At 68.5% G+C, this 24,610-nt stretch carries 22 protein-coding genes; 13 read left to right on the plus strand and 9 right to left on the minus strand.

From position 1 onward, the window contains the following. Positions 1-105: 105 nt before the first annotated feature. From FR943_RS13590 to FR943_RS13610, 5 genes are all read right to left on the minus strand, one after another. Positions 106-2,262, minus strand: coding sequence for a hypothetical protein (locus FR943_RS13590; protein ID WP_217157860.1), 2,157 nt, complete (start codon positions 2,260-2,262; stop codon positions 106-108). Continuing rightward, positions 2,259-3,539: a glycosyltransferase family 2 protein gene (locus FR943_RS13595; RefSeq protein ID WP_372448127.1), complete on the minus strand. Its 1,281-nt coding sequence runs from the start codon at positions 3,537-3,539 to the stop codon at positions 2,259-2,261. Before FR943_RS13595 ends, FR943_RS13590 begins: the two co-directional genes overlap by 4 nt. Beyond that, positions 3,536-4,216, minus strand: a complete 681-nt coding sequence (locus tag FR943_RS13600; RefSeq protein WP_217157862.1) for a DUF998 domain-containing protein — start codon at positions 4,214-4,216, stop codon at positions 3,536-3,538. Before FR943_RS13600 ends, FR943_RS13595 begins: the two co-directional genes overlap by 4 nt. Then, positions 4,216-5,190 carry a glycosyltransferase family 2 protein gene (locus FR943_RS13605; protein ID WP_308170542.1) on the minus strand — a complete coding sequence of 325 codons (975 nt, stop codon included), beginning with the start codon at positions 5,188-5,190 and terminating at the stop codon, positions 4,216-4,218. The genes FR943_RS13600 and FR943_RS13605 overlap by 1 nt, the downstream gene beginning before the upstream one ends. Positions 5,191-5,343: 153 nt before the next feature. Then, positions 5,344-6,291 carry an alpha/beta hydrolase gene (locus FR943_RS13610; RefSeq protein WP_217157864.1) on the minus strand — a complete coding sequence of 316 codons (948 nt, stop codon included), beginning with the start codon at positions 6,289-6,291 and terminating at the stop codon, positions 5,344-5,346. Here FR943_RS13610 and FR943_RS13615 point away from each other — a divergent pair. Next, on the plus strand, positions 6,254-7,012 hold the full coding sequence (locus FR943_RS13615) for a lysoplasmalogenase (RefSeq protein WP_217157866.1): 759 nt from the start codon (positions 6,254-6,256) through the stop codon (positions 7,010-7,012). The genes FR943_RS13610 and FR943_RS13615 overlap by 38 nt on opposite strands. Then, positions 7,009-9,009, plus strand: a complete 2,001-nt coding sequence (locus FR943_RS13620) for a primosomal protein N' (RefSeq protein WP_217157867.1) — start codon at positions 7,009-7,011, stop codon at positions 9,007-9,009. The genes FR943_RS13615 and FR943_RS13620 overlap by 4 nt, the downstream gene beginning before the upstream one ends. A 96-nt stretch (positions 9,010-9,105) precedes the next feature. Here the strand turns inward: FR943_RS13620 and FR943_RS13625 are convergent, their stop codons facing one another. After that, on the minus strand, positions 9,106-9,390 hold the full coding sequence (locus tag FR943_RS13625; protein WP_217157869.1) for a hypothetical protein: 285 nt from the start codon (positions 9,388-9,390) through the stop codon (positions 9,106-9,108). A 187-nt stretch (positions 9,391-9,577) separates the two neighbouring features. Between FR943_RS13625 and fmt the strand changes: the two genes are divergently transcribed. The 5 genes from fmt to FR943_RS13650 all read left to right on the plus strand — a co-directional run bounded on the left by fmt (position 9,578) and on the right by FR943_RS13650 (position 13,891). Next, positions 9,578-10,510 (plus strand): methionyl-tRNA formyltransferase, encoded by a 933-nt coding sequence (fmt, locus tag FR943_RS13630; RefSeq protein ID WP_217157871.1) that lies wholly within the window; start codon positions 9,578-9,580, stop codon positions 10,508-10,510. After that, positions 10,507-11,940 (plus strand): RsmB/NOP family class I SAM-dependent RNA methyltransferase, encoded by a 1,434-nt coding sequence (locus tag FR943_RS13635; RefSeq protein ID WP_217157873.1) that lies wholly within the window; start codon positions 10,507-10,509, stop codon positions 11,938-11,940. Before fmt ends, FR943_RS13635 begins: the two co-directional genes overlap by 4 nt. Before the next feature lie 5 nt (positions 11,941-11,945). Further along, complete coding sequence (rpe, locus tag FR943_RS13640) at positions 11,946-12,623, plus strand: ribulose-phosphate 3-epimerase (protein ID WP_217157875.1); 678 nt, start codon at positions 11,946-11,948, stop codon at positions 12,621-12,623. Next, on the plus strand, positions 12,620-13,621 hold the full coding sequence (gene ribD, locus FR943_RS13645; RefSeq protein WP_217157876.1) for a bifunctional diaminohydroxyphosphoribosylaminopyrimidine deaminase/5-amino-6-(5-phosphoribosylamino)uracil reductase RibD: 1,002 nt from the start codon (positions 12,620-12,622) through the stop codon (positions 13,619-13,621). The genes rpe and ribD overlap by 4 nt, the downstream gene beginning before the upstream one ends. Positions 13,622-13,735: 114 nt before the next feature. After that, positions 13,736-13,891, plus strand: coding sequence for a hypothetical protein (locus FR943_RS13650; protein ID WP_217157883.1), 156 nt, complete (start codon positions 13,736-13,738; stop codon positions 13,889-13,891). A 13-nt stretch (positions 13,892-13,904) separates the two neighbouring features. On the opposite strand, the gene FR943_RS13655 is transcribed toward FR943_RS13650, so the two are convergent. Continuing rightward, entirely contained in the window at positions 13,905-15,572 is a 1,668-nt protein-coding gene (locus FR943_RS13655) for an MFS transporter (RefSeq protein WP_217157885.1), read from the minus strand. Next, positions 15,572-16,282, minus strand: coding sequence for an LppX_LprAFG lipoprotein (locus FR943_RS13660; protein ID WP_217157895.1), 711 nt, complete (start codon positions 16,280-16,282; stop codon positions 15,572-15,574). Before FR943_RS13660 ends, FR943_RS13655 begins: the two co-directional genes overlap by 1 nt. A 71-nt stretch (positions 16,283-16,353) precedes the next feature. Here FR943_RS13660 and FR943_RS13665 point away from each other — a divergent pair, with 71 nt between their 5' ends. The 4 genes from FR943_RS13665 (at position 16,354) to FR943_RS13680 (ending at position 19,327) form a co-directional block, all read left to right on the plus strand. Further along, positions 16,354-16,953 (plus strand): riboflavin synthase, encoded by a 600-nt coding sequence (locus tag FR943_RS13665; protein ID WP_217157902.1) that lies wholly within the window; start codon positions 16,354-16,356, stop codon positions 16,951-16,953. 97 nt (positions 16,954-17,050) lie between these two features. Then, on the plus strand, positions 17,051-18,379 hold the full coding sequence (locus tag FR943_RS13670) for a bifunctional 3,4-dihydroxy-2-butanone-4-phosphate synthase/GTP cyclohydrolase II (RefSeq protein WP_217157904.1): 1,329 nt from the start codon (positions 17,051-17,053) through the stop codon (positions 18,377-18,379). Continuing rightward, on the plus strand, positions 18,376-18,855 hold the full coding sequence (gene ribH / locus FR943_RS13675) for a 6,7-dimethyl-8-ribityllumazine synthase (RefSeq protein ID WP_217157906.1): 480 nt from the start codon (positions 18,376-18,378) through the stop codon (positions 18,853-18,855). The genes FR943_RS13670 and ribH overlap by 4 nt, the downstream gene beginning before the upstream one ends. Before the next feature lie 7 nt (positions 18,856-18,862). After that, complete coding sequence (locus FR943_RS13680; protein WP_217157908.1) at positions 18,863-19,327, plus strand: PH domain-containing protein; 465 nt, start codon at positions 18,863-18,865, stop codon at positions 19,325-19,327. Between the two features lie 8 nt (positions 19,328-19,335). On the opposite strand, the gene ggt is transcribed toward FR943_RS13680, so the two are convergent. Then, positions 19,336-21,372 (minus strand): gamma-glutamyltransferase, encoded by a 2,037-nt coding sequence (gene ggt, locus FR943_RS13685; protein ID WP_443732534.1) that lies wholly within the window; start codon positions 21,370-21,372, stop codon positions 19,336-19,338. 80 nt (positions 21,373-21,452) lie between these two features. Here ggt and uvrC point away from each other — a divergent pair, with 80 nt between their 5' ends. Continuing rightward, positions 21,453-23,504 (plus strand): excinuclease ABC subunit UvrC, encoded by a 2,052-nt coding sequence (gene uvrC, locus FR943_RS13690; protein WP_217157912.1) that lies wholly within the window; start codon positions 21,453-21,455, stop codon positions 23,502-23,504. Between the two features lie 37 nt (positions 23,505-23,541). Next, positions 23,542-24,456 (plus strand): RNase adapter RapZ, encoded by a 915-nt coding sequence (gene rapZ / locus FR943_RS13695; protein WP_217157914.1) that lies wholly within the window; start codon positions 23,542-23,544, stop codon positions 24,454-24,456. The last annotated feature ends 154 nt before the right edge of the window (positions 24,457-24,610 follow it).

The raw sequence follows: 24,610 nt of genomic DNA on the forward strand, positions 1-24,610 counted from the left end.
GCATTTCACGCGGTGAGCTCTCGCCGCGCACGCCGCGCATCGACGGTGGACGTGCAACTCGGATTGACCCGGCGCGCTGACGAACATGGCCTAAACGAACGTGACCTAAGAAGCCGGCACCCACTTCCACTTTTCTTTGCCGCTCCCGATGTGGCGGAACACCACGGTGTCACCGTTGCGGTACACCAACGTCCAGCCCGCGGCGGTGGACAGGTACTCCTTGAATCGGGCGGCGGCATCGGCGCGATACTCGCCGTAGTACTGCACCGCCTTGTCGGACTGTTCGCTGAACAGCACGAAGGTGTCGTACGGTCGCTGGTCCAGCGCCCACTCCAAGGCGCCCAGCTGATTTGGTGACGGGAAGGTGGCCTTCTCGCCGTAGAGTCCGAAGCTGAGCGGATTGTCGAAGTCGGGATCGCGCAGTGTCTGGCGTGCATACGGTTCACCGATGCGGGTCGGCATGCCGGCCGGGTGCATCATCATGATGCGGACCCCTGGCTCGGCGGACGCGGTGACCTGTTCCATCACCTCGAACTGTTCGCGGGTCTGCACGATCATCGGCCACAGTGCGACATAGGCATTGAGGCCGGCCAGGGTGACGATTGCCAGCCACGCCGTCGCCGCCGCCGGAGCGAGGAACCGTCCGGCACGGGATCGGTCGATCGCCCACACCAGGATCGGTGCGGTGAGTATCGCGATGCCGACGAGACCGTAGAGGTAGACACGGAAGATCGCCTCGCCACCGTAGCTCTGTCCGAGCAGCAGCAACAACGGTGAGAAAGCCAGAATGCACAGGGCCAGTACCGCGCGGCGGTGTCGGCGCAGAATCAGGGCCGCGCCCATGGCGGACAGCACGACGCCGGCCGACATCGAGCGGCACACCGCGGAGGTGAACCATTTCGCTTGACTGCCGACGACATCTCCGAAATTGCTGGAGGCGTTCTTGACCGGACTGCTCCCGGACAACAAACCGTAGGGCAGCACCGCCTGCAGGTTCAGCAGCAGATAGCCACCTGCGACGAGCGCCATTGCCAGCACGGTCCACCAGGGCTTGGCGCGTTTGGTCACCACGAGCAGGCCTGTGGTCAGCAGCACCCAGAACGGGGTCAGTTGGTGGGTGGGCACCATGGCGACGAACGGGACGATGGCCAGAATCCCGGCTGCGCGACAGTCCCGAGATGTCAGCAGCAGGACGATGAGGCCGTAGGCCAGGACGAGTGTCCATGACTGCGGCGAAAAGTAGTCCTGGCCAACCCAGTTCACGATCTCGACGATAAATGCGGCGGTGAGCGCCACTCGGGTGCTCAACTTGACCACCCGCGCGGCGCTGAACACAACCAGCGCGATGACCACGTGAATCAACGGCGCCCAGACATGGGCCAGGGTGAGCGGGTTCAGTCCGGTGACGTCACAGAACCACGCCATCGCGACGAAGAACGCCGGCCACTGGGCGTAGATGTCGGTTCCGTTGGGCTGAATCAGATTGTGGACCTGGATGTAGTCGATCACCGCGACGTGTTTGTACGTCCAGTCGTACAACGGCATTTCGGTGGCGACGGTGGTGGTCAGCCGTTCGACGATGATCGCCGTACCCAGTGCCAGCACCGCGGCGGGGACGTAAGACGAACGGATCGCGACAACGAATGCCGCGGCGGTGATCACCATCGCGACGGCCAACACCGGTCCGGTCCCGGAGAACAGCAGCCCGTACAAACTGGCGTCGGGGCCGGCCAGGCCGGGCAGGCTGACCGCCCAGAGGATCAGGGCGAGCACACTCAAAAGGGTCGACGGATGCCTCAGGAAACTCCGCAGCGGCTCTCGCGCCCAATGGATCTCGGGCCGGCGACATCGAGGCCAGGTGTTCCGGCGGTACCACAGGCCGCTGCTGGCGGTGATGGCGACGATGCCCACGGTGAGGATGCCGGCCGGATCCCAGCGATAGGACCACATCGCCCCGATCGTCACGATGGTGGTGATCGACATCCCGAGCACCAAGATCACCGCGGGCCGGGCCCGGGCCGGAATGTCCACCCAGGTCAGTACCGCCGCGCCCGGGCCCACAGCGATGAATGCCGCGAGCGCCAGCGCACGTACGGTGGCCGGCAGTGGGAGTTCGGCGATCAGGCCCGACAACGCACCGAGGTTGGCCAGATCTGCCGTCCGCATCCGGCGATGCGGCGTGCGGGGTGGCGCAGTGACACCGGCCGGCGGTGGGCTCGGGTCCGGAGGGGCCTCGGGCGCAGCCATGCTGATCGTGCTCATCCGGCACGGCCCGGCGGCGCGTGCAACGGCTGAGCGAGACGGCCCTGCCGGCGACCACGCCACAGTGCCCATGGTCCACCGAGGACCGAGAGCACCTCGGTCCGCCCGACCCCCGGGGGCACGGCGTCGTCGTACCCGCGGGCCGGGGCCGCGATCGCGCCATAGGCGGCACCCGAGCGGGCGGTGTCACGGAATCGGCGGCGCGCCACCAGGAACGCGCGCCGCCGGTGTTCGCGGTCCAGGGCGACCTTGGTCAACCAGGCGCCCAGGCCCAACCCGTATCCCTTGGCCTGGGCCAGCAATGCGGCCGCGTCGCTGCGGTGCCGGTGCCAGACGATCGCCGCCGGATCGTTCACCAGGGTGTGGCCGGCCACGATCAGGCGGTAGAACATGTCGATGTCTTCACCGCCGCGGGCGGCGGTACCCGCGCCCAACGCTTCGTCGAACCCGCCGAGTTCGATCACCGGTGCCCGTTTGACGGCGAAGTTGGCGCCGGTGCCGTAGCGGCCGATCTGGAACGGGAACAACGGTGTGTCCGAGGGGGGTTCGGTCAGACAGTATCGCCGCGGCTGCAACGAGTCGGCCCAGGAAACGCGCTGATCGAAATACGCCTGGGCGGCGGTCCGCAATTCGCCGCTGGGCACCAGACCACACACGCACGCCGCGTCGGGATGTTGGGTGAACGCCCGAGCGAGGGCGCGCAACCAGTGCGGGTCGACGGTGACATCGTCATCGGTGAACGCGACGACGTCGTGGCGGGCGGCCCGCAACCCGGCATTGCGGGCGTTGGACAGTCCCGGCACCGGTTCCACGACGCGCCGCACCCTCGGGTCGGCGATGGCCTCCACCACCCGTTCGGTGGCGTCGGTGCGGGGCGCATTGTCGACCACGACGATTTCGAAGTCGGGGTAGTCCAGTGCGGTGATCGAGCCGAGTGCGCCGGCGAGGTCATGCGGGCGTTCGCGAGTGCACAGCACCACCGAGATCGGTGTCTTCGCAACATCGGTCGGTCGATCGCCGGCCTGCGGTAGCTGCGGCACCGGCACCGTGACGGTGCCGCCGACGATGTCGGCTTCGACGAAATCGAGCGGATCGAGGCCGTGGCGCAACAGGATGCGGGCTCGCCGGTAGGACTCGGCGTGCGTGGGTTCGATGGTCACCTGACCCCGGCTGCTGTCGGCATGGTCCACGTCGAGCCAACCGATCCAGCGGGCATGGGGCCCACCGTCGGGCGCACCGGTGGCGGGCATGGCCGGGCCGACAATCCGCGGCGTCATCGCTCGATCACCGCGCCGGCTCCTTCGAGCTCGGCCTCGACGGGCGCTGCTGCGGTGGGAAGTGTCCGGCCGGACCAACTGAGCACGATGATCGCCACCAGGGTGGAGTAGACGACCAGCCGTTCGGTGCCGCCCGGTCCGAGCACCGAAGTGAGGTTGCCGACATAGGCGAAGTAGCCGACCATGCCGGCAACTCCTGCAGCCAGGGCGAATCGGCGTGCGCCGGTGTCCAGTTCAGTGGTCTTGCTCGATCCGACGAGAAAGATGCTCACCGATCCGAGCACCAGGAAGACCGTCATGGCGGCGTGGTGGACCGGGTAGTCGCGCTGCTGGGTGATCGTTCCGGCTACCACAAGACCGGTGCCGGCGGCGAACAGCAGCAGGCCGTTGGGAACGCTGACCGCCTTGCGCAGGGTCCAGGACAGGGCCACGGCACTCACCGCGATGCCGGTGACGACGAACGCGACATTCATGGCCGGGTACAGCGCACTGCACGGCCAGTTGCCGCTGGGGCCGCAGAACGGCACGCCAAGTGGGCCGACCGGGTTGTCGCGGTAGGCGTAGTGGCCCCGCCAGGTGGCCGAGACCACCCACTCCGCGGCGAAGTAGAACAGTGTGGTGAGAGCGGCGTGGGAAGCGAACCTGGGCTGGTGCAGCATCGTGCGGGCACTGGTCATCACGCGCACGCCTGTCGGGCGGCGGCCGGACTCTCGGAGGTCACCGATTGCAGCAGGCCGACCACGAAACCTGTTGTCGTCAGGGCGAAACCGCCGATGAGAGCGAGCGCCCGGACCGGGTTTCGCCGGCTGTGCCACAGGCCGGTGGTGAGAACCCTGGCGGTGTAACTGCGTTCGCTGGACAGCGCGGCGCGCTGGCCGGACATGCGGGTCAGCGCTGCCTTGGAGCGGCCCTCCTGATAGCAGCGACGGGCGAAATAGCGTCCGGTGGCACGCTCGGCGGACACTTCGTGGGTCACTCTGAAATCGGTGTCCCGGATGATCCGGCAACCCGGATATTGCTGGTGCAGAAGGACTCCCATGAGAGTCTCTTCGCATCCGGCCGGCAGGTGGCCGACACGGCCGAGCCGGGTGGAGAACCCGTCGATCCGGATCAGTGCGTCGTGTCGGACCGCCATCGCGGCTCCGATGGGATTGCGGATCGGTGCGCCGTGGGCGGGCAGCCCCCGGTAGTCACATCCGATGACCCACCCGAATTCGGCGGGAAACCAGTTCGGGGCCGCGCCGGTCTGCCAGCATGCTTCGACGGCACCACCGATCGAGACCACGGTCTCGTCGACGAACGCCTGTCGCACCGCGTCCAGGGCACCCGGCTGCAGTCTGGCGTCGTCGTCGAGAAACACCACGACGTCGCCGCGGGCGAGTTCGATACCGGTATTCCTCGCCCCGGACAGGCCGCGCTGAAAGCCGTTGGTGGTCAAGACGACTTCGTCGTCCAGGGTGGCGCGCAGATCTGCATGCAGGACATCGTTGTGGTCGACGACCACGATCACCTGGTCACCGGGGGCGCGCTGGCTCAGCGCCGAAGCGACGGCGTCGGTGAGCTGAGCTCGACGCAACGAGGTGAAGCAGCAGATCACGATGCTCAACCCGAGCGCGGGCACATGGTCCCGAACCGGGGACGTGGGGTTCACGGACACCTGGGCAACTCCGAGGAAGGAATGGTGGCGCGTCGGTTTCGCCAGCTCTGCAAAGCAGAGGTTAGCCTAGCCTAGGTATCGGTAATTTACGCATGCAGGTTCTCGGCGCTGATCAGCGCCGCATCGACCGGGTTCGCGGCCCGACGATCAGTGATGCAATGCCTGCCGCAGCGCCCTGACACCTCGGTCGAACGCTTCGGTGGCCGCCGGCACCACACCGGCATAGCCGATGTAGCCGTGCACCAGGGTCTCGGCGTTGTCCAGCTCGACCGGAACCCCCGCAGCGGCCAGCAGCTCGGCGTATCGGGCACCGTCGTCGCGCAGCGGATCGTGACCGGCCACCGCGATGTAGGCAGGCGTCAGCCCGGACAGGTCCGCGGCACGGGCCGGCACCAGCGTGGCCGGGGGATCGGAGAGGTCCACATGCCCGGCATACCAGCGGGAAAAGCCTTGGACGGCATCGAGACCCAGAATCGGTGCCTGGGCGTTCTCGCTGAACGACGGCAGGCTGGTATCCCACGTCGTGGCCGGGTACCACAGCAATTGGAAACGCAGCAGGGGAGCGCCGGCATCTCGCGCCAGCAGCGCCACGACCGCACTCAGGTTGCCGCCCGCCGAATCCCCGGCCACTGCCATCCGGTCGGCGTCGACACCCAACTCGGCGGCGTTCGCGGCCACCCACTGCGTCGCGGCCCACACATCGTCGACGGCGGCCGGGTAGGGATGTTCGGGGGCCAGCCGGTAATCCACCGACACCACCACCGCGTCGGCGCCCACCGCATGCTGGCGCGCCGCGCCGTCGTAACTGTCCAGGTCGCCCAGTGCCCAGCCACCGCCGTGGATGAACACCACCACCGGCAGCGCCGCGCCGTTCGCCGTCGGCGGACGGTACACCCGCACCGGGATCGGTCCGGCGGGGCCGGGCACCTCGCGGTCGGTGACCTCGACTTCGGGGTGGACCGGCGGCCGGGGAATCTCAGCGAACTGGCGCCGGGCCTCCTCGACGGCGATGTCAGTCGTCAATTGGAACGGCACCATCTCCAGTACCTTTTGCAGAATGGCATCGACAGCCGGTTTCTCGTCAGCAACGGACATTCCGACACCGTACGCACACCGCCGCACGGTGTGGTTGTGGGTGGTGGCCGCGGTGGTCGCAGCAGGCTACGGGGTGTTCCTGATCGTCACCGCGACCCGGTTGCCGACCGGTGCCGACCTGACCGGTCAATTCACTTTCCAACCTGCGGTGAAGGCGCTCGCCGCAGTGCTGCTGGCCGGGGCCGCACTGTTCCATCCGGTCGCACGCGAACGCCGCTGGCTCGTCGGCGCCCTGCTGTTCTCGGCGCTCGGCGACTTCCTGCTGGCCATCCCGTGGTGGCAGCCGTCGTTCGTGCTCGGACTGGCCGCGTTCCTGATCGCCCACCTGTGCTTCCTGGGCGCACTGGTGCCGCTGGTGCGGAGGTCCACCCCGCGGTTGATCGCCGTGGCACTCACGGTGATCGCCTGCCTGGCGTTGCTGGTCTGGTTCTGGCCCAGCCTCATCGAACAGGGGATGGCCGTTCCGGTGGTGGCCTACATCGCGGTGCTCGGGGCCATGGTGTGCGCCGCACTGCTGGCCCGGCTGCCCACGCCGTGGACCGCGCTGGGCGCAGTGTGTTTCGCGGTGTCGGACGCCATGATCGGGATCAGCCAGTTTGTACGCGGTGACCAACTGCTCGCGGTCCCGATCTGGTGGGGCTACGCGGCATCGCTGGTACTGATCACCGCCGGCCTGTTCTTCGGCCGATCGTCGCACCGGTCTGCTACACCGGCGCAGTGACGATCACCCGCCGCGCCGCCGAGCACGAGCCCATCGCGCGGGTGCTTCCGTTACTCACCGTCCCGCACCTGGACCGCGAGTTCGACTATTTGGTGTCCGAGGAGCAGTCCGACGATGCCCAGCCCGGGGTGCGGGTCCGGGTCCGTTTCCACGGCAGGCTGGTCGACGCCTATCTCCTTGAGCGGCGATCCGACACCGAGCACACGGGCAAGTTGGGCTGGTTGGATCGCGTGGTGTCACCTGAGCCGGTGCTCACCGCCGATGTTCGCCGTCTCGTCGATGCCGTGGCGGCCCGTTACGCCGGAACCCGGGCCGACGTGTTGCGGCTCGCCGTGCCGCCCCGCCACGCGAGGGTGGAGAAACAGCCGCTCGCCGACCCTGAGGCGGCGGAACCGGTTCCCGTCGACACCTCCGCCTGGGCCCGGTACGGCCGTGGCGAACAGTTCCTGACCGCCGTCGCAGAAGGCCGCGCAGCCCGGGCGGTCTGGCAGGCGCTGCCCGGTGAGGACTGGGCGCGGCGGCTGGTCGAGGCGGCGGCGATCGCCATGAACGCCGGTCTGGGAGTTCTCGCCGTGGTGCCCGACCAGCGGGACGTGGACGCGCTGCACGCCGCGGCCACCGAACAGCTACCCGAGTCGAGGGTGGTGGCGCTGTCGGCCGGGCTGGGCCCGGCCGCCCGCTACCGACGCTGGCTGGCGGTGTTGCGGGGCCAGGCCCAACTGGTGATCGGTACCCGCAGTGCGGTGTTCGCCCCGGTGGCCAACCTGGGCCTGGTGCTTGTGTGGGACGACGGCGACGACAGTCTGGCCGAGCCGCGGGCGCCGTACCCCCACGCCCGCGAGGTCGCCATGTTGCGCGCACACCAGCTGCGGTGCGCGGCGATCGTCGGCGGCCATGCCCGCACGGCCGAGGCGCAGGCACTGGTGCGCAGCCGCTGGGCCCACGACCTGGTGGCGCCGCGACCGGTGGTCCGGGCTGCCGCACCGCGGGTGGTCGGCCTCGAGGACAGTGGCTATGCCCAGGAGCGCGATCCGGCCGCCCATACCGCCCGGCTGCCGTCGATGGCGTTGCAGGCCGCCCGCGCGGCGCTGCAGGCCCAAAACCCGGTACTCATTCAGGTTCCCCGGCGCGGGTACGTGCCCGCCCTGGCGTGTGCGCGCTGCCGCGCGGTCACCCGCTGTCGGCACTGCACCGGCCCGCTGGCACTGCCCGATCGTGGCAACGCGGCCGCCGAATGCCGCTGGTGCGGCCGGTCCGAACCCGGATTGCGTTGTGCACGTTGTGGTTCGGACGCAGTCCGGGCTGTCGTGGTGGGCGCCCGCCGGACTGCCGAGGAGTTGGGCCGGGCCTTTCCCGGCACCTCGGTGATCACCTCGGGCGGCGACACGGTGATCCGGACGGTGGGTGACGGGCCGGCGCTGGTGGTGAGCACCCCCGGTGCCGAGCCGGTCGCCGCCGGCGGCTACGGCGCAGCGCTGCTGCTCGACGCGTGGGCGCTGTTGGGCCGACAGGATCTGCGCGCGGCCGAGGACACGCTGCGCCGCTGGATGGCCGCGGCCGCCCTGGTGCGGCCGCGCACCGACGGCGGCGTGGTGGCGGTGGTGGCGGAGTCGGCGATCCCCACGGTGCAGGCGCTGATCCGGTGGGATCCGGTCGGTCATGCCGACGCAGAACTCGACGGCCGCGGTGAGGTGGGGCTGCCGCCGGCAGTGCACATGGCCGCGATTGACGGAACGACCGAAGCAGTCGAGGCACTGCTCGAAACCGCGCAATTGCCCGACGTCGCGGAGACCCTCGGTCCCGTCGAGCTACCGGCCTTCGCGCGTCGCCCGCCGGGGCTGGAGCCCGACGCCGAGGTGTGCCGGATGCTGGTGCGCGTGCCGCGCGACGGCGGCCTGGAACTGGCGGCCGCGCTGCGCCGGGCTACCGCCGTGCTCAGCGCGCGCCACGACCAGCAACCGTGTCGAATCCAAATCGACCCGTTGCACATAGGCTGATTCTGAACTGGCCACCAACCCCACCGATTTCGAAGCCTGCATCCGCTCCGCGCCACATGTGCGGCTGGCGTGAAAGCTGATACAGCACTGCGTAATTCAGTGATCCTCAGTGGTCAGTGCGGTGATGTCGCGAACGAATGAGTCAACAGCTCTCACAATGTTTTGCGGCGTCGGTTGGTCCGCAACCACATTCAGATGATCTGAAGTCATTCCGCTCAACATGCAACTTGAGTGGTAGCCAAGAGAGCCGGTTTGAAGCGCTCGTTTCAAATCTTGCGCAAAGTCCAACGCGGTACGTCTGAGCTGTTCCGCGAGCAGATCGCCGGGTGTGCCATCTGTGTCCACCGGAAACCCGCAATCACCGGAGTAGAACTTGACCATCCATCAATTTTATCGGCGCGGCAATCGTTCTCGGTGAATGATTGAGCACCTGGTCTCACGCGGTTTGGCGCTGGCCGCGCCTGACCAGCTCTGCCGGCCCGAGACCGGGAACAAGCCGGCGTCCGAACGCGAGTATCACCGATCACCGCATTAGGGATACGGCAGCCGAGATCCTTAAGCTGGGGCGGTGCGTCTCGTCTTTGCCGGAACCCCGGAACCCGCCCTCCCGTCGTTGCAGCGGCTGATCGACTCGCCCCGCCACGATGTGGTCGCGGTGCTGACCCGACCGGACGCTGCCGCCGGACGACGTGGCAAGCCCGCCCCGTCACCGGTGGCCAAGCTCGCGCTCGAGCACGACATACCGGTGCTGCGACCGGCGAAGCCCAATTCCGACGAGTTCGTCGCCGAGCTGTCCGAGTTGGGCCCGGACTGCTGCGCCGTGGTCGCCTACGGCGCCCTGCTGAGTGAACGCCTGCTCGCGGTGCCCCGGCACGGCTGGGTCAACCTGCACTTCTCGTTGCTGCCGGCCTGGCGTGGTGCGGCGCCGGTGCAGGCGGCACTGGCGGCCGGTGACGAGGTGACCGGAGCGACGACGTTCCTGATCGAGCCGGCCCTGGATTCCGGCCCGGTGTACGGCGTGGTCACCGAGCGGGTACGCGACACCGACACCGCGGGTGAGCTGCTCGGCCGCCTTGCCGATTCGGGTGCGGCCCTGCTGGAATCGACATTGGACGGCATCGCCGAGGGCGCACTGACGGCCGTGCCGCAGCCGGCCGACGGGGTCAGCCTGGCCCCGAAGATCACCGTGGAGTCGGCCCGGGTGCGCTGGGACCTGCCGGCCCATGTGATCGATCGCCAGATCCGGTCGGTCACCCCGAATCCCGGCGCCTGGACGATGATCGGGGATCTCCGCGTCAAGGTTGGGCCGGTCACCCTCGTCGAGGAGCCGGAAGATCCGTTGGCCCCCGGCGAAATCCGGGTCGGGCGCAACACCGTGTCGGTGGGTACGGCCTCGCATCCGGTACGGCTGGGCCAGATCCAGCCGCCGGGCAAGAAGCTGATGAATGCCGCCGACTGGGCCCGCGGCGCGCGGCTGGAGGAATCGGTGCGGGCATCATGAGCAGGCCATCGAAGCGGCCGAATCCGTCGAACCGTGGCGATCGCCCCGACAAACCACCACGCAACCGCCAGCACCGGCGCACCCCGCTGGACCCTGCCCGTCGCGCCGCATTCGACGTGCTGCGCGCCGTCTCCGAGCGGGACTCCTACGCCAACCTGGCGTTGCCCGCACTGCTGCGGGAGCGGGGGATCGAGGGCCGTGACGCGGCCTTCGCCACGGAACTGACCTACGGCGCCTGTCGCACCCGGGGGCTGCTCGACGCGGTGATCGCCGCGGCGGCCGGGCGTCCGGCCGAGCAGATCGACCCCGTCCTGCTCGACCTGTTGCGGCTGGGTACCTATCAGCTGCTGCGCACCCGGGTCGAACCGCACGCCGCGGTGTCCACCACCGTCGAGCAGGCCGGTATCGAATTCGATTCGGCCCGAGCCGGATTCGTCAACGGTGTGCTTCGGACGATCTCCCGCAGCACCGCGGAAGAATGGATGCAGCAGCTGGCGCCGCCGGCAGCCACCGATCCGGTCGGGCACGCCGCATTCCTGCACGCCCACCCGCGGTGGATCGCCCAGGCCTTCACCGACGCGCTGGGAGCCCGCGCGGGTGAGCTCGAGGCGCTGCTGAGAAGTGACGACGAGCGCCCGGTGGTGCACCTGGCGGCACGGCCCACCGCGCTGACCGCCGCCGAGCTCGCCGCACAGACCGACGGCACCGTCGGTCGTTACTCGCCGTACGCCGTGTACCTGCCCGGCGGTGACCCGGGGCGGCTCGACGCGGTGCGTGAGGGGGCCGCCCAGGTCCAGGACGAGGGCAGCCAGCTGGTGGCCCGCGCGCTGACCCTGGCCGAGCTCGACGGTCCGGACACCGGACGCTGGCTCGACCTGTGTGCCGGCCCGGGCGGCAAGACCGCACTGCTGGCCGCGATCGGCGCAGCCTCGGGCGCCCGGGTCACCGCGGTCGAACCGGCGCCGCGGCGCGCCGAGTTGGTCGAGGACAACACCCGCGGGCTCGACGTCCCGGTACATCGCGTGGACGGGCGGGAGTCCGGTCTGCAGCCCGGTTTCGACCGGGTGCTGGTCGACGCCCCGTGCACCGGGTTGGGTGCGCTGCGCCGACGTCCGGAGGCACGCTGGCGCCGTCAGCCAGGTGACGTCCCCGGCCTGGCGAAATTGCAGCGTGAGCTGCTCGCCTCAGCCATCGCACTGACCCGTCCCGGTGGCGTGGTGCTCTATGCCACGTGCTCGCCACATCTGGCCGAGACCGTTGGGGTGGTGGCCGACGCCGTGCGCCGGTATCCGGTGACGCAGCTGGACACCCGGGAGTTGTTTGCCCCCACCGACGATCTCGGCGATGGTCCGCATGTCCAGTTGTGGCCACACCGGCATGGCACCGATGCGATGTTTGCGGCAGCCCTGAAAGTCGGGAAAGTAGGCTGATCGCCATGGCAGAACCGCTCATCGCCCCGTCCATCCTGTCCGCGGATTTCGCGCGACTGTCCGACGAGGTCGCCGCGGTGGCCGGGGCCGACTGGCTGCACGTCGACGTGATGGACAACCACTTCGTGCCCAACCTCACCCTCGGCCTGCCGGTGGTCGAGTCCCTGCTCAAGGTCACCGACATCCCGATGGACTGCCATCTGATGATCGAGCAGCCCGAACGCTGGGCCCCGCCGTACGCCGAGGCGGGCGCCTACAACGTGACGTTCCACGCCGAGGCGACCGACAACCCGATCGGGGTGGCCCGCGATATCCGTGCCGCCGGCGCCAAGGCCGGCCTGTCGGTGAAGCCGGGTACCTCACTGGAGCCGTACCTGGAGATCCTCAAGGAGTTCGACACGCTGCTGGTGATGTCGGTGGAGCCCGGGTTCGGCGGGCAGAAATTCATCCCGGAGGTGCTCTCGAAGGTGCGTACCGCACGGCGCCTCGTCGACTCCGGTGAGCTCACCGTTCTCGTCGAAATCGACGGCGGTATCAACGCCGACACCATCGAGCAGGCAGCCGAGGCGGGGGTGGACTGCTTCGTCGCAGGGTCCGCGGTATACAGCGCGGCCGATCCGGCCGCCGCGGTGAAATCGCTGCGACAGCAGGCCGTGAGCCACTCCAGACACCTCACGCTATGACCGCCGAGGCCATGATGCGCTCGGCGATCGAACAGGCCGAGCAGGTCAAGGGCACCACCTACCCCAATCCGCCGGTCGGCGCCGTGATCGCCGACTGCGACGGGCAGATCGTCGGGGTCGGCGGGACACAACCCACCGGCGGCCCACACGCCGAGGTGGTGGCGTTGCGCGCGGCCGGCGACCGGGCCAAGGGCGGTGCCGCCTACGTCACCCTGGAACCCTGCAATCACCACGGTCGGACCCCGCCCTGCGTGGATGCGCTTCTGGCGGCTGGGATCTCGTCGGTCAACTACGCGGTGTCCGATCCGAATCCCGCGGCCGCGGGCGGGGCACAACGGCTCACCGAATCCGGTGTCACGGTCGCTGCCGGCCTGCTGGCCGAGGAGGTTGCGCAGGGGCCGCTGCGGGAGTGGTTACACAAGCAGCGCACCGGATTGCCGCACGTCACTTGGAAATTCGCCACCAGCGTGGACGGCCGCAGCGCGGCGGCCGATGGTTCGAGCCAGTGGATCACCAGCGAGGCGGCCCGCGCGGACGTGCATCGCAAGCGGGCCGCCGCCGATGCCATCGTGGTGGGCACCGGGACGGTGTTCGTCGACGACCCCACGCTGACCGCGCGCCACGGCGACGGCACGCTCACCAGCCATCAGCCCATGCGGGTCGTGGTGGGCATGCGTGAGGTGTCACCAGATGCCAAGGTGCTCAACGACGATTCGAACACCATGCTGATCCGCACGCACGATCCGCACGAGGTGATGCGGTCACTGGGGGACCGGACCGACGTGCTGCTCGAGGGTGGACCCACCCTGGCCGGGGCGTTCCTGCGGGCCGGCGTGGTGAACCGGATTCTGGCGTATGTCGCCCCGATCCTGTTGGGCGGACCCATCACCGCGGTCGATGACATCGGGGTGCCCAGCATCGGGCACGCGCAGCGGTGGAGATTCGACGGCATCGTGCCCATCGGACCCGATGTCCGGCTGAGCCTGGTGCCCGGCTGATCCGAAACCCCCACCGCAGGTTCCCGGCCCGACCCCACATTGATCGGTACCCTCGTACCAGAGCGCGTTCACTGCCGAATGTGCGCCAGGTGGACACCAGCAAAGGATGCGCCCATGACCGCACTGCAGGACTGGCTCACGCTCCCGGCCTCGACGCCCCGCACCATCCGGGCCCTGGTATGTGTCCCGCTGCGCATCGTGTTGCCCAGCCGGCCGGATACGGCCGACCGGGCACCACGATTGCTCAGTCCCGGGCTGGAACGTTGCTGAACCGCTGAACCGATCAGCCCGGCGGACGTCCCGGCGGGCGTTGCTCCGGTAGCCGGACCGTCTCGCCGGCAGGCTGTCCCTGCAATTGCCCAGTGGGCAGGTCCAGCAGCTCGGTCGGGGGATCGCCGGCATCGGCACCGCCCGCGGGCGGCCCGGCCAGCTCGTCGGCGTGGACGTTGCGCGCGGCGATCAGCAGGCCCAGCACCGCGCCCACCACGCAGACGATCGCGGTGATGCCGAACATGTCGCCGTACATCGACACATACGCCTCGCGATAGCGGGTCGCCTGGGACGCCAGCCGCTCGGACAGCGACATGTCGCTGGTGTTCGCCGCCGCCGACAGGTGGGCCAGGTGCTGGTTGAAGCGGTACAGGCCCCACGCGGACAGCGCCGCCATGCCGATCAGCATGCCGATCATCCGGGCCACCACGACGAAGGCCGAGGCGATGCCGTGCTGGGCGGCGGGCACCACGCGCAGCGTGGCCGAGGTGAGCGGTGCGATCACCAAGCCCAAGCCGAAGCCCACGAGGGCCAGATCGGTATCGAGCACCGGCAACCGGAACAGGATCAGGTCGTGATACTCGTTGAGCACGGTGATCGACCATTTGGTGATCAGCCAGAAGCCGCCCGCGGCGATCATCAGGCCGGCGAAGCTGACGATGCGGTCCCCGAGGCGGGTGGCGATCCAGCCGCCGATCAGCGCGCCGATCGGCAGCGCGATCAAGAACCGCAGCAGCAGGAACGCCGCGTCGTACTTGTCCTTGCCGAGCACGCCCTGACCGAACAACTCGACGTTGACCAGGGTGACCATCAGCGCTGCGCCGGTGCACAGCGAGGCGGCCAGCGCGGCCAGGAACGGTCCGAATTTCACCCCTGCGGGTTCGATCAGCCGGGTCCGGGCCACCTTCTCCCAGACGAAGAAGGCGATGGTGGCCACCAGCGCCCCGATCAGAACGGGCAGGCCCCAACTGGGCAGCACCTGCTTGCCGTCCGGTTCGGGGTTGTACAGGCCGACGACGGCCAGGCCCAACGCGATCGCCAGCAGGAGGCCGCCGGTGACATCGACCTTCTCGGGATGCTCAGTGGGCTCCTTGCCCGGCAGGCTGAAATGGATCATCACCATGGCGATGACCGCCAGCGGCACGTTGATCCAGAACACGGCCTGCCAGTGGTGGAACAGCGCCACCGCACCGATGCCGTACAGCGGGCCCAGCACACTGCCGAACTCCTGCGCGGCGCCGACCCCGCCCAGTACCGCCGCCCGGTTGTGGGCGGCCCACAGATCGGCCGCCAGCGCCAGCGTCACCGGCAACAGCGCCCCACTCGCGGTGCCCTGCACCACGCGGCCGATCACCAGCATGGTCAGGTCGCTGGACAGGGCCGTGACCACGGAGCCGATCGCGAAGCCGGCCAGGCCGACCTGGATCAGCATCTTGCGGCCGAACCGGTCCGAGGCCCGGCCCAGCAGCGGCATCGCCGCGATGTAGCCCAGCAGGTACCCGGTGATGATCGGGGTGACCTGCTGGATCTTGTTTATCGCGATACCGACGTCGGACATGATGTCGGTCATGATCGTGACCACGACGTAGGTGTCGAGGGCGCCGAGCAGCACGGCGAGACTGCCCGCGCTGATCGCGATGCCGCGGTTGCGGCCGCGGCTCACCGATTCGGTGACCGACATCAGGAAGCGGGCTTGGTGACGTTGACCTGCTTGCCCCAGTCAGACAGCGTCATCGTGACGCTGTTTCCCGGCGTCGGTTCCAGCTTGGCCTGCAGCAGGCTGTGGTCACCGTCCTCGGTGATCCACGCGGTGCCCGGGACCGGGCCGGTGGCCTTGAGCTGCGGGGCGATCTTGTTGACCGCGTCGGCGCTGACGGTGCCGGTGATCCGGACGGCCTCGGTGCCGTTGATCGCCTCACGGCCGTCGGCCTTGGCGTCGCTGAAATTGCCGAGCAGGTTGGCCAGCCCGGTCTCGGGGTTGAGGATGGCCGAGATGTCGTAGACCTTTTCCGCCGGCCCGTAATTGGACAGCGGGTCACCCGGGGTCAGCGCGGCGTACAGGTCGCCACCGGAGACGACGAACTTGGCGTCGGCGAGTTTCTGCCCCATGAAGATGAGGTCGGCGGTGCCCTCGGCGGCCACCTCGGGGGCGTTCGTCAGGTCACCGTCGAGCTTCTCCAGGGGAAGCCCGTCGACCTTGCCCTGCACGGTCAGCAGCAGGTGGACGCTCTGCTGGGCCTTGGTGCTGGCCGCCGATTCCTGCAGCAGCGTGGCTGCCTCCGGGAGCGGGGCCGTCGACTCCTCCGATGACGAACAGCCCGCGACAAGCGCGGCTGCGGCGAAAAGAACTGCGAGTAAGGACTGGACTGCGAACCGTGGGCGCCTCTGCATGACTGCATCGTAGAGGCTCGCCGGGTTGGGCGTTTTCTCCAAGTCGAAGAAGACTGAATAGTCTGGTCGGCGTGTTCACCGGAATCGTTGAAGAGCTGGGTGTCCTGGTCGACAAGGCGGAGCTGACGGACGCCGCCCGGTTCACCATCCGCGGGCCCGTGGTCACCGCCGACGCGGGCCACGGCGACTCGATCGCGGTGAACGGCGTCTGTCTGACCGTGGTCGACGTGCTGCCCGACGGTGCGTTCACCGCCGACGTGATGGGGGAGACGCTCAATCGGTCCAGCCTGGGCGCGGTCGGGGTGGGCAGCCAGGTCAACCTGGAGCGTGCCGCCGCCGTCAACAGTCGTCTCGGCGGCCACATCGTGCAGGGCCATGTCGACGGCACCGGCACTGTGATTTCGCGCACCCCGCACGAGCACTGGGAAGTGGTGCGCATCGGGCTGCCCGCGACCCTGTCGCGCTACGTGGTGGAAAAGGGCTCCATCACCGTCGACGGGGTTTCGCTGACGGTGTCTGCCGTGGGTGACGACTGGTTCGAGGTGTCGTTGATCCCCACCACGCGTGAGCTCACCACACTGGGCCAGGCCGCCGTTGGGGCCACGGTGAACCTCGAGGTCGACATCATCGCCAAATATGTGGAACGGCTGATAGCCGGTCCCGGTGAGTAAGAGCTGGCAATAACCGCTGGATGCCGGTGGTTCATACTGGAGTCGGCATATGGTCCCGCATTGGGGATCTGGCATGAGAACAGGCAAGGTGGCGCAGATGACCAGGCTCGATTCCGTCGAGAGGGCGATAGCCGATATCGCGGCGGGCAAAGCCGTGGTGGTGATCGACGACGAGGATCGCGAGAACGAGGGCGATCTGATCTTCGCCGCCGAGAAGGCGACTCCCGAACTTGTGGCCTTCATGGTCCGCTACACCTCCGGCTATCTGTGTGTGCCGCTGGATGGCGAGATCTGCGACCGGCTGGGCCTGTTGCCGATGTACGCGGTCAACCAGGACAAGCACGGCACCGCCTACACCGTCACGGTGGATGCGAAAAAGGATGTGGGAACCGGTATTTCGGCTTCCGACCGGGCCACCACGATGCGGGCCTTGGCCGATCCCGGTTCTGTGATCGACGACTTCACCAAACCCGGCCATGTGGTTCCGTTGCGCGCCAAGGACGGTGGCGTGCTGCGCCGCCCCGGCCACACCGAGGCCGCCGTCGACCTGGCCCGGCTGGCCGGGCTGCAACCGGCCGGCGCGATCTGCGAGATCGTCAGCCAGAAGGACGAAGGCGACATGGCCCGCACCGATGAGCTGCGCGTCTTCGCCGACGACCACGACCTGGCCCTGATCTCCATCGCTGATCTCATCGAGTGGCGGCGCAAGCACGAGAAGCACATCGAGCGAATTGCCGAGGCGCGGATCCCGACCCGGCACGGCGAGTTCGTGGCGGTCGGCTACAAGAGCATCTACGAGGACGTCGAGCACGTCGCGCTGGTGCGCGGCGACATCTCCGGGCCGGCCAGCGACGGCCACGACGTCCTGGTCCGGGTGCACTCGGAGTGCCTGACCGGTGACGTGTTCGGTTCTCGGCGCTGTGACTGCGGCCCGCAGCTGGATGCGGCGATGGCCATGGTGGCCCGCGAGGGCCGCGGCGTGGTGCTCTACATGCGTGGGCATGAAGGACGGGGGATCGGCCTGATGCACAAGCTGCAGGCCTATCAGCTGCAGGACGCCGGTGAGGACACCGTCGACGCGAATCTCAAACTCGGGCTGCCCGCCGACGCCCGCGATTACGGGATCGGGGCGCAGATCTTGGTCGATCTCGGCATCCGGTCGATGCGGTTGCTGACCAACAACCCCGCGAAGCGCGTCGGCCTGGACGGCTACGGGCTACACATCATCGAACGGGTACCGCTGCCGGTGCGGGCCAATTCGGAGAACATCCGCTACCTGATGACCAAGCGGGACCGGATGGGGCACGATCTGATCGGTCTCGAGGATTACGACGAGGCGGTGAGCATGGACGACTACGACGAGGCGGTGTACCTGCTCGGTGACCGCAGGCCGCCGAGCGCGACCGATTCGGGTTCGCCCCGGTGAGCGGCAACGGCGTTCCCGAGCTGCCCCAGGTCGATGCCTCGGATGTGAAGCTGGCGATCGTGGCCAGCACCTGGCACACCACGATCTGCGACGCGCTGCTCGAGGGTGCGCGCAACGTGGCCCGCGACGCCGGCATCACCGATCCGACGGTGGTGCGTGTCCTCGGTGCCATCGAAATCCCGGTGGTGGCACAGAGCTTGGCGGCCACCCACGAGGCGGTGGTGGCGCTGGGCGTGGTGATCCGCGGTCAGACCCCGCATTTCGACTATGTCTGTGACGCGGTGACCCAGGGGTTGACCCGGGTGTCGCTGGATGCCTCGACCCCGGTCGCCAACGGTGTGCTGACCACCAACGACGAGGCTCAGGCCCTGGACCGCGCCGGGCTGCCGGACTCCACCGAGGACAAGGGCGCTCAGGCCGCCGCGGCCGCGTTGGCCACCGCCCTGACCCTGCGGGACCTGCGTGCCAACGCGTAGCTCAGCGATGACGGACGAGAAGACGGCGCAAACCTGGGACCTGGAGGTTCGGCCATACCGGACACCCATTTTCGCCTACGGCGCGGCACTGATCATCCTGCTGGCCCACATCGCGGTCGGCGTGCTCCTGAAGGTGGGATCCACCGGGGTGTTGTTCCAGACCTCCGACCAGGTGGCGATCGCCTTGCTGGGGGCGATCATCGCCGGGGCGGTCCTGATGTTCGCCCGGCCGCGGCTGCGAGTGGGCCCCTCGGGCGTCGCGGTGCGGAACCTATTGAGCTTCAAGGTGATTCCCTGGCCCGAGGTGCTCGGGGTGTCGTTCCCGGCCGGAGCGCGCTGGGCCCGGCTCGATCTCCCCGACGACGAGTACATCCCGGTGATGGCGATCCAGGCGATCGACAAGGGGCGTGCCGTGCAGGCGATGGACAAGGTGCGGGACCTGGTGGGCCGGTACCGCGCCGAACTCGGCTGACGCGGTCCTCAGCCGGTGTCGCCCAGCACCAGTCCCTCGCGGCGGGGGTCGGCGCCACCGGACCAACCCGTGGGCGTGCGGGTCAGCGCGGACAGACCGCTGGACTGATCGGACAGCGAAACCTGATGTCCCAGAGCGCGTAGACCCTCGACCAACTGATCACGGTCGCCGTTGGCGACCGTGTCGACCAACGGATGCTCGCCGCCGATATTGGTGACGGGCGTATTGGCTGCGCCGAAATCGATCATCGACACCGCCTGCTGTGGATCCAGGTTCCAATCCATGATCCCGACAAGGGTTTTCACCACATACTGGATGATGACCGAGCCGCCCGGGGAGCCCAGCACCGCGTACAGCGGGCCGCGTTGCAGGCCGGTCTTGTCGAACACCAGGGTCGGTGACATCGTGCTGCGCGGCCGCTTGCCGGGTTGAACACGGTTGGGCACTGGCAGACCCTCGGTGCTGGTCGGTTCGGCGGAGAAATCGGTGAGTTGGTTGTTCAGCAGAAAGCCGTCGACCATGTGGAACGAACCGAACGCCGACTCGATGCTGGTGGTCAGCGACGCCGCATTGCCGAAGCTGTCGATCACGCTGATCTGGCTGGTGCCGTGCTCGGGCGCGGGGGGGATGGTCAGCGGGGGGCCGAACCCGCCGGGCGCTGCGGTGCCCATCGTGTGGTCGCGTGAGATCAAGGCGGCCCGGCCGGTGAGGTAGGCGCTGTCGAGTAGCGCGTCAGGCGATCCGCCGGGCAGCGGAACGAAATCTGTGTCGGCGATGTAGCGGTCGCGGTCGGCATAGGCCAGCCGCTCGGCCTCCGAGATCAGGTGCACGCCGGTGACCGACGGATGGCCGCCGTTCAGGTCGACCCGGGCCGGCTTGTAATTGCTCATCGGAAAGTGTTCGAGCATGCCCAGGGTGGCGGCCACCGCAACACCACCGGAGGACGGCGGCGGCATCCCGCAGATCTCGTGGCCACGGTAGGTGGTGCACAGCGGGTCACGGCGTTTGACCGCGTAGCCGGCCAGATCCTGCTCGGTCAGCACGCCCGGGGTCCGGCCGCCACCGGTGTCGGCGGCCGTGGCCACGATCGCGCGGGCGATGTCACCGGTGTAGAAGGCCTGGGCACCCTCGGATGCGATGGCGCCCAGGGTTTTCGCGTAGGCCGGGTTTGTCATCCGGGTGCCGACAGGTTTGGGGCTGCCATCCGGGTTGAGGAAGTATGCGGCTGCGGCGGGATCGAGGCGGAGCGGGACGGCGGCATCGTGGATCGCCGCGGCCAGCCGTGGACTGACGTCGAACCCGCGATCGGCCAGCGATACCGCCGGATCGAACAGTTCCCGCCACGGTGTCGTCCCGAACTGCCGGTGGGCGTCGTCGAGCAACCGCACGATGCCCGGGACCCCGATGGAGCGTCCGGATGACCGGGCATCGGGCCGGGGCGGGGTGCGCTCGGTCTCGGATATCCAGCGCAGATAGTTCTCGGTCGCCGCTGCCGGAGCGGTCTCGCGTCCGTCGTAGGCGTGCACCGCATTCGCCGCGGCGTCGTAGTACAGCAGGAACCCGCCGCCGCCGAGCCCGGAGGACTGGGGTTCGACGAGGCCCAGCACGGCCTGTGCGGTCACCACGGCGTCGACGGCGGTGCCACCGTCGCGCAGCACCTTGCAGGCGGCCTCCGAGGCCACGGGATTGGCGGTGGCCACGGCGTAGGTGGAGGTGCGGACCACCGTCATGTCGCTGCGGTAGCCGGTGCCGATCTCGGGGGAGGTGGCCAGGTCGTGGGTCGGCGGGGCCGACGGTTGGGCGTGGGTCGGCGGGGCCGACGGTTGGGCTTGGGTCGGCGGGGCCGACGGTTGGGCTTGGGTCGGCGGGGCCGAAGGTTGAGCCTGTCTCGGCGGCAGCGGTGCGGGTGGGGGTTTGGCCACCGGGGTGCCGTTGGACACGATCCGGCACGGTCCGTTTTCGCTCTGCGCCGGGCGTCTGCTGTGACCTGCACATCCGGCAAGGACGGCGGCGAAGGCCACCGCGAAGACACTGAGCAGGGCGATGACCGAACGGGTGGACGCCAGCAACCGCACAGTTCGACGGTAGCGGAGTTCGGTCGGATCGCGGCAGTAACCTGGAAACCGTGCCCGATCCAGCGACGTACCGGCCGGCGCCCGGATCGATACCCGTTGAGCCGGGTGTGTACCGGTTCCGCGACCCGCACGGCCGGGTCATCTATGTCGGTAAGGCCAAGAGCCTGCGCAGCCGGTTGACGTCGTACTTCGCCGATGTCGCGAGCCTGGCGCCACGTACCCGGCAGATGGTGATGACCGCCGGCAGCGTTGAGTGGACCGTGGTCAGCACCGAGGTCGAGGCGCTTCAGCTGGAGTACAACTGGATCAAGGAGTTCGATCCGCGCTTCAACATCCGCTACCGCGACGACAAGACGTACCCGGTGCTGGCGGTCACGCTCAACGAGGAGTACCCGCGGCTGATGGTGTATCGCGGTCCGCGGCGCAAGGGGGTCCGGTACTTCGGTCCGTATTCGCATGCCTGGGCGATCCGCGAGACCCTCGATCTGCTGACCCGGGTGTTCCCGGCCCGGACCTGCTCGGCCGGAGTGTTCAAGCGCCACAGGCAGATCGACCGCCCGTGCCTGCTCGGTTACATCGACAAGTGTTCGGCGCCGTGCGTCGGGCGGGTCAGTGCCGAGGAACACCGCAAGATCGTGCTCGACTTCTGTGACTTCCTGGCCGGCAAGACCGACCGGTTGGCCCGCGACATGGAACAGCAGATGACCGCTGCGGCCGAGGAGCTGGACTTCGAGCGGGCCGCCCGGTTGCGCGACGACATCGCCGCCCTCAAGCGCGCACTGGAGAAGCAGGCCGTGGTGCTCGGTGACGGCACCGATGCCGACGTGGTCGCGTTCGCCGACGACGATCTGGAGGCGGCGGTGCAGGTGTTCCACGTGCGCGGCGGTCGGGTGCGCGGTCAGCGTGGCTGGATCGTCGAGAAGTCTTCGGAGCCGGAGGCGACCCGTGATTCAGCCCCAGAACAGTCTGGGCAGGAACAATTGGTCGAGCAGTTCCTCACCCAGTTCTACGGTGAGCAGGCCGAACTCGGCGGTGCGGCCGACGAGGCCACCAACCCGGTCCCGCGCGAGGTACTGGTGCCGGTGCTGCCGCCGAACGCCGACGAGCTGTCGGCCTGGTTGTCGGGCCTGCGGGGTTCGCGGGTGAGCCTGCGGGTGCCGGTGCGCGGCGACAAACGGACGCTGGCCGAGACTGTGCAACGCAACGCCCACGAGGCGCTGGCCCAGCACAAGCTCAAGCGCGCCGGTGACTTCAACGCGAGATCGGAAGCGTTGCAGAGCATTCAGGACACCCTCGGGTTGGCCGAGGCGCCGCTGCGGATCGAATGCGTCGACATCAGCCATGTGCAGGGCACCGATGTGGTCGCCTCGTTGGTGGTGTTCGAGGATGGCCTGCCGCGCAAGTCGGACTACCGGCACTATGCGATCCGTGAGGCCGCCGGTGAGGGACGCTCCGACGACGTCGCCTCGATCGCCGAGGTGACCCGGCGTCGGTTCTTGCGTCACACCAGCGATGCGCAACCCGAGGCGGGTACTGACCAACGTCCGCGCCGGTTTGCCTATCCGCCCAACTTGTTCGTGGTGGACGGCGGTGCCCCTCAGGTCAACGCGGCGGCGGCGGTGTTCGAGGAACTGGGTGTCACCGACGTCGCGGTGATCGGGCTGGCGAAGCGGCTGGAGGAAGTGTGGGTGCCGGCAGAACCCGACCCGATCATTTTTCCGCGCAACAGCGAAGGGCTCTATCTCTTGCAGCGGGTGCGCGACGAAGCGCACCGGTTCGCCATCAGCTACCACCGCAGCAAGCGGTCCAAGCGGATGACCGCGTCGGCACTGGACTCGGTGCGCGGTCTGGGTGAACACCGTCGTAAGGCGTTGGTGACGCATTTCGGATCGGTGGCCAGGATCAAGGAGGCCACCGTCGAGGAGATCACCGCGGTGCCGGGGATCGGTGTGGCGACGGCGAGGGCCGTCCTGGCTGCTCTCGGCGGCGGGCCGCCTGGTGAGCACGGCGGCGGGCCGCCTGGTGAGCACGGCGGCGGACTGGGCGATTCAGAGACGACTGCAACGGATATCGAGCATGATCGACGCGAGGTGTCGGGATGACGGGCAACAAGGACATGAGAAGCCAGGCGGACCGCGCATGAACGAACATCTGCGCGACAGCGGAATCGCCGGTGGCGCTGACGCGGATTCGGGTATCGACGTGGTGTTGGTCACCGGTTTGTCGGGGGCCGGCCGCGGCACCGCCGCCAAGGTGTTGGAGGACCTCGGCTGGTATGTCGCCGACAACCTGCCGCCGGAGTTGATCGCCCGCATGGTCGAGTTGGGGTTGGCCGCCGGATCGCGGATCACTCAGTTGGCGGTGGTGATGGATGTGCGGTCGCGCGGGTTCACCGGTGATCTGGATTGGGTGCGCAACGAGTTGGCGGCCCGCAGCATCACGCCGCGGGTGTTGTTCCTGGAGGCCTCCGACGACATTCTGGTGCGCCGCTATGAGCAGAACCGGCGGAGTCACCCGCTGCAGGGCACCCAGACCCTGGCCGAGGGCATCGCAGCCGAACGGACATTGCTGGCGCCGGTGCGTGCGGCCGCGGATCTGGTGATCGATACGTCGGCACTTCCGGTGCCGGCGTTGCGGGAGAGCATCGAGCGGGCATTCGGCGGGGAGACCGTGGCCTACACCAATGTCACCGTGGAGTCGTTCGGCTACAAATACGGCCTGCCGATGGATGCGGACACGGTGATGGATGTGCGCTTCCTGCCGAACCCGCACTGGGTCGACGAGTTGCGTCCGCACACGGGTCAGCATCCCGATGTCCGTGACTATGTGCTGGGCCAACCGGGCGCCAGGGAGTTTCTCGACACCTACCATCGTCTGTTGGACGTGGTGATCGCCGGGTATCGCCGGGAGGGAAAGCGTTATATGACCGTCGCCATCGGCTGTACCGGCGGCAAGCACCGCAGCGTGGCGATCGCCGAGGCGCTGGCGGAACGATTGCAGGGCGGTGACGGGTTGACCGTGCATGTGCTGCATCGGGATCTGGGTCGCGAATGATTCCGCGCAGGCGACCGCGCGCGAGGATCGCAGCGAGGGACGAGCGAGGACCGGAACGCGTGGGAGGCAAGCCATGATTCCGCGCAGGCGACCGCGCGCGAGGATCGCAGCGAGGGACGAGCGAGGACCGGAACGCGTGGGAGGCAAGCCATGA

This window comes from [Mycobacterium] fortunisiensis (genome assembly GCF_019050325.1).
In the GTDB taxonomy this organism is placed as follows: domain Bacteria; phylum Actinomycetota; class Actinomycetes; order Mycobacteriales; family Mycobacteriaceae; genus Mycobacterium; species Mycobacterium fortunisiensis.

What these genes read in the sequence shown, in the direction of transcription:
- FR943_RS13680 (WP_217157908.1), top strand. Translation starts at nt 18,863, where the DNA reads ATGACGGACGAGAAGACGGCGCAAACCTGGGACCTGGAGGTTCGGCCA.
- FR943_RS13635 (WP_217157873.1), top strand. Translation starts at nt 10,507, where the DNA reads ATGAGCAGGCCATCGAAGCGGCCGAATCCGTCGAACCGTGGCGATCGC.
- FR943_RS13610 (WP_217157864.1), bottom strand. Translation starts at nt 6,291, where the DNA reads ATGTCCGTTGCTGACGAGAAACCGGCTGTCGATGCCATTCTGCAAAAG.
- FR943_RS13595 (WP_372448127.1), bottom strand. Translation starts at nt 3,539, where the DNA reads ATGACGCCGCGGATTGTCGGCCCGGCCATGCCCGCCACCGGTGCGCCC.
- rapZ (WP_217157914.1), top strand. Translation starts at nt 23,542, where the DNA reads ATGAACGAACATCTGCGCGACAGCGGAATCGCCGGTGGCGCTGACGCG.
- FR943_RS13670 (WP_217157904.1), top strand. Translation starts at nt 17,051, where the DNA reads ATGACCAGGCTCGATTCCGTCGAGAGGGCGATAGCCGATATCGCGGCG.
- FR943_RS13600 (WP_217157862.1), bottom strand. Translation starts at nt 4,216, where the DNA reads ATGACCAGTGCCCGCACGATGCTGCACCAGCCCAGGTTCGCTTCCCAC.
- FR943_RS13625 (WP_217157869.1), bottom strand. Translation starts at nt 9,390, where the DNA reads ATGGTCAAGTTCTACTCCGGTGATTGCGGGTTTCCGGTGGACACAGAT.
- FR943_RS13615 (WP_217157866.1), top strand. Translation starts at nt 6,254, where the DNA reads ATGGCATCGACAGCCGGTTTCTCGTCAGCAACGGACATTCCGACACCG.
- rpe (WP_217157875.1), top strand. Translation starts at nt 11,946, where the DNA reads ATGGCAGAACCGCTCATCGCCCCGTCCATCCTGTCCGCGGATTTCGCG.
- FR943_RS13650 (WP_217157883.1), top strand. Translation starts at nt 13,736, where the DNA reads ATGACCGCACTGCAGGACTGGCTCACGCTCCCGGCCTCGACGCCCCGC.
- FR943_RS13590 (WP_217157860.1), bottom strand. Translation starts at nt 2,262, where the DNA reads ATGAGCACGATCAGCATGGCTGCGCCCGAGGCCCCTCCGGACCCGAGC.
- FR943_RS13655 (WP_217157885.1), bottom strand. Translation starts at nt 15,572, where the DNA reads ATGTCGGTCACCGAATCGGTGAGCCGCGGCCGCAACCGCGGCATCGCG.
- FR943_RS13660 (WP_217157895.1), bottom strand. Translation starts at nt 16,282, where the DNA reads ATGCAGAGGCGCCCACGGTTCGCAGTCCAGTCCTTACTCGCAGTTCTT.
- ribD (WP_217157876.1), top strand. Translation starts at nt 12,620, where the DNA reads ATGACCGCCGAGGCCATGATGCGCTCGGCGATCGAACAGGCCGAGCAG.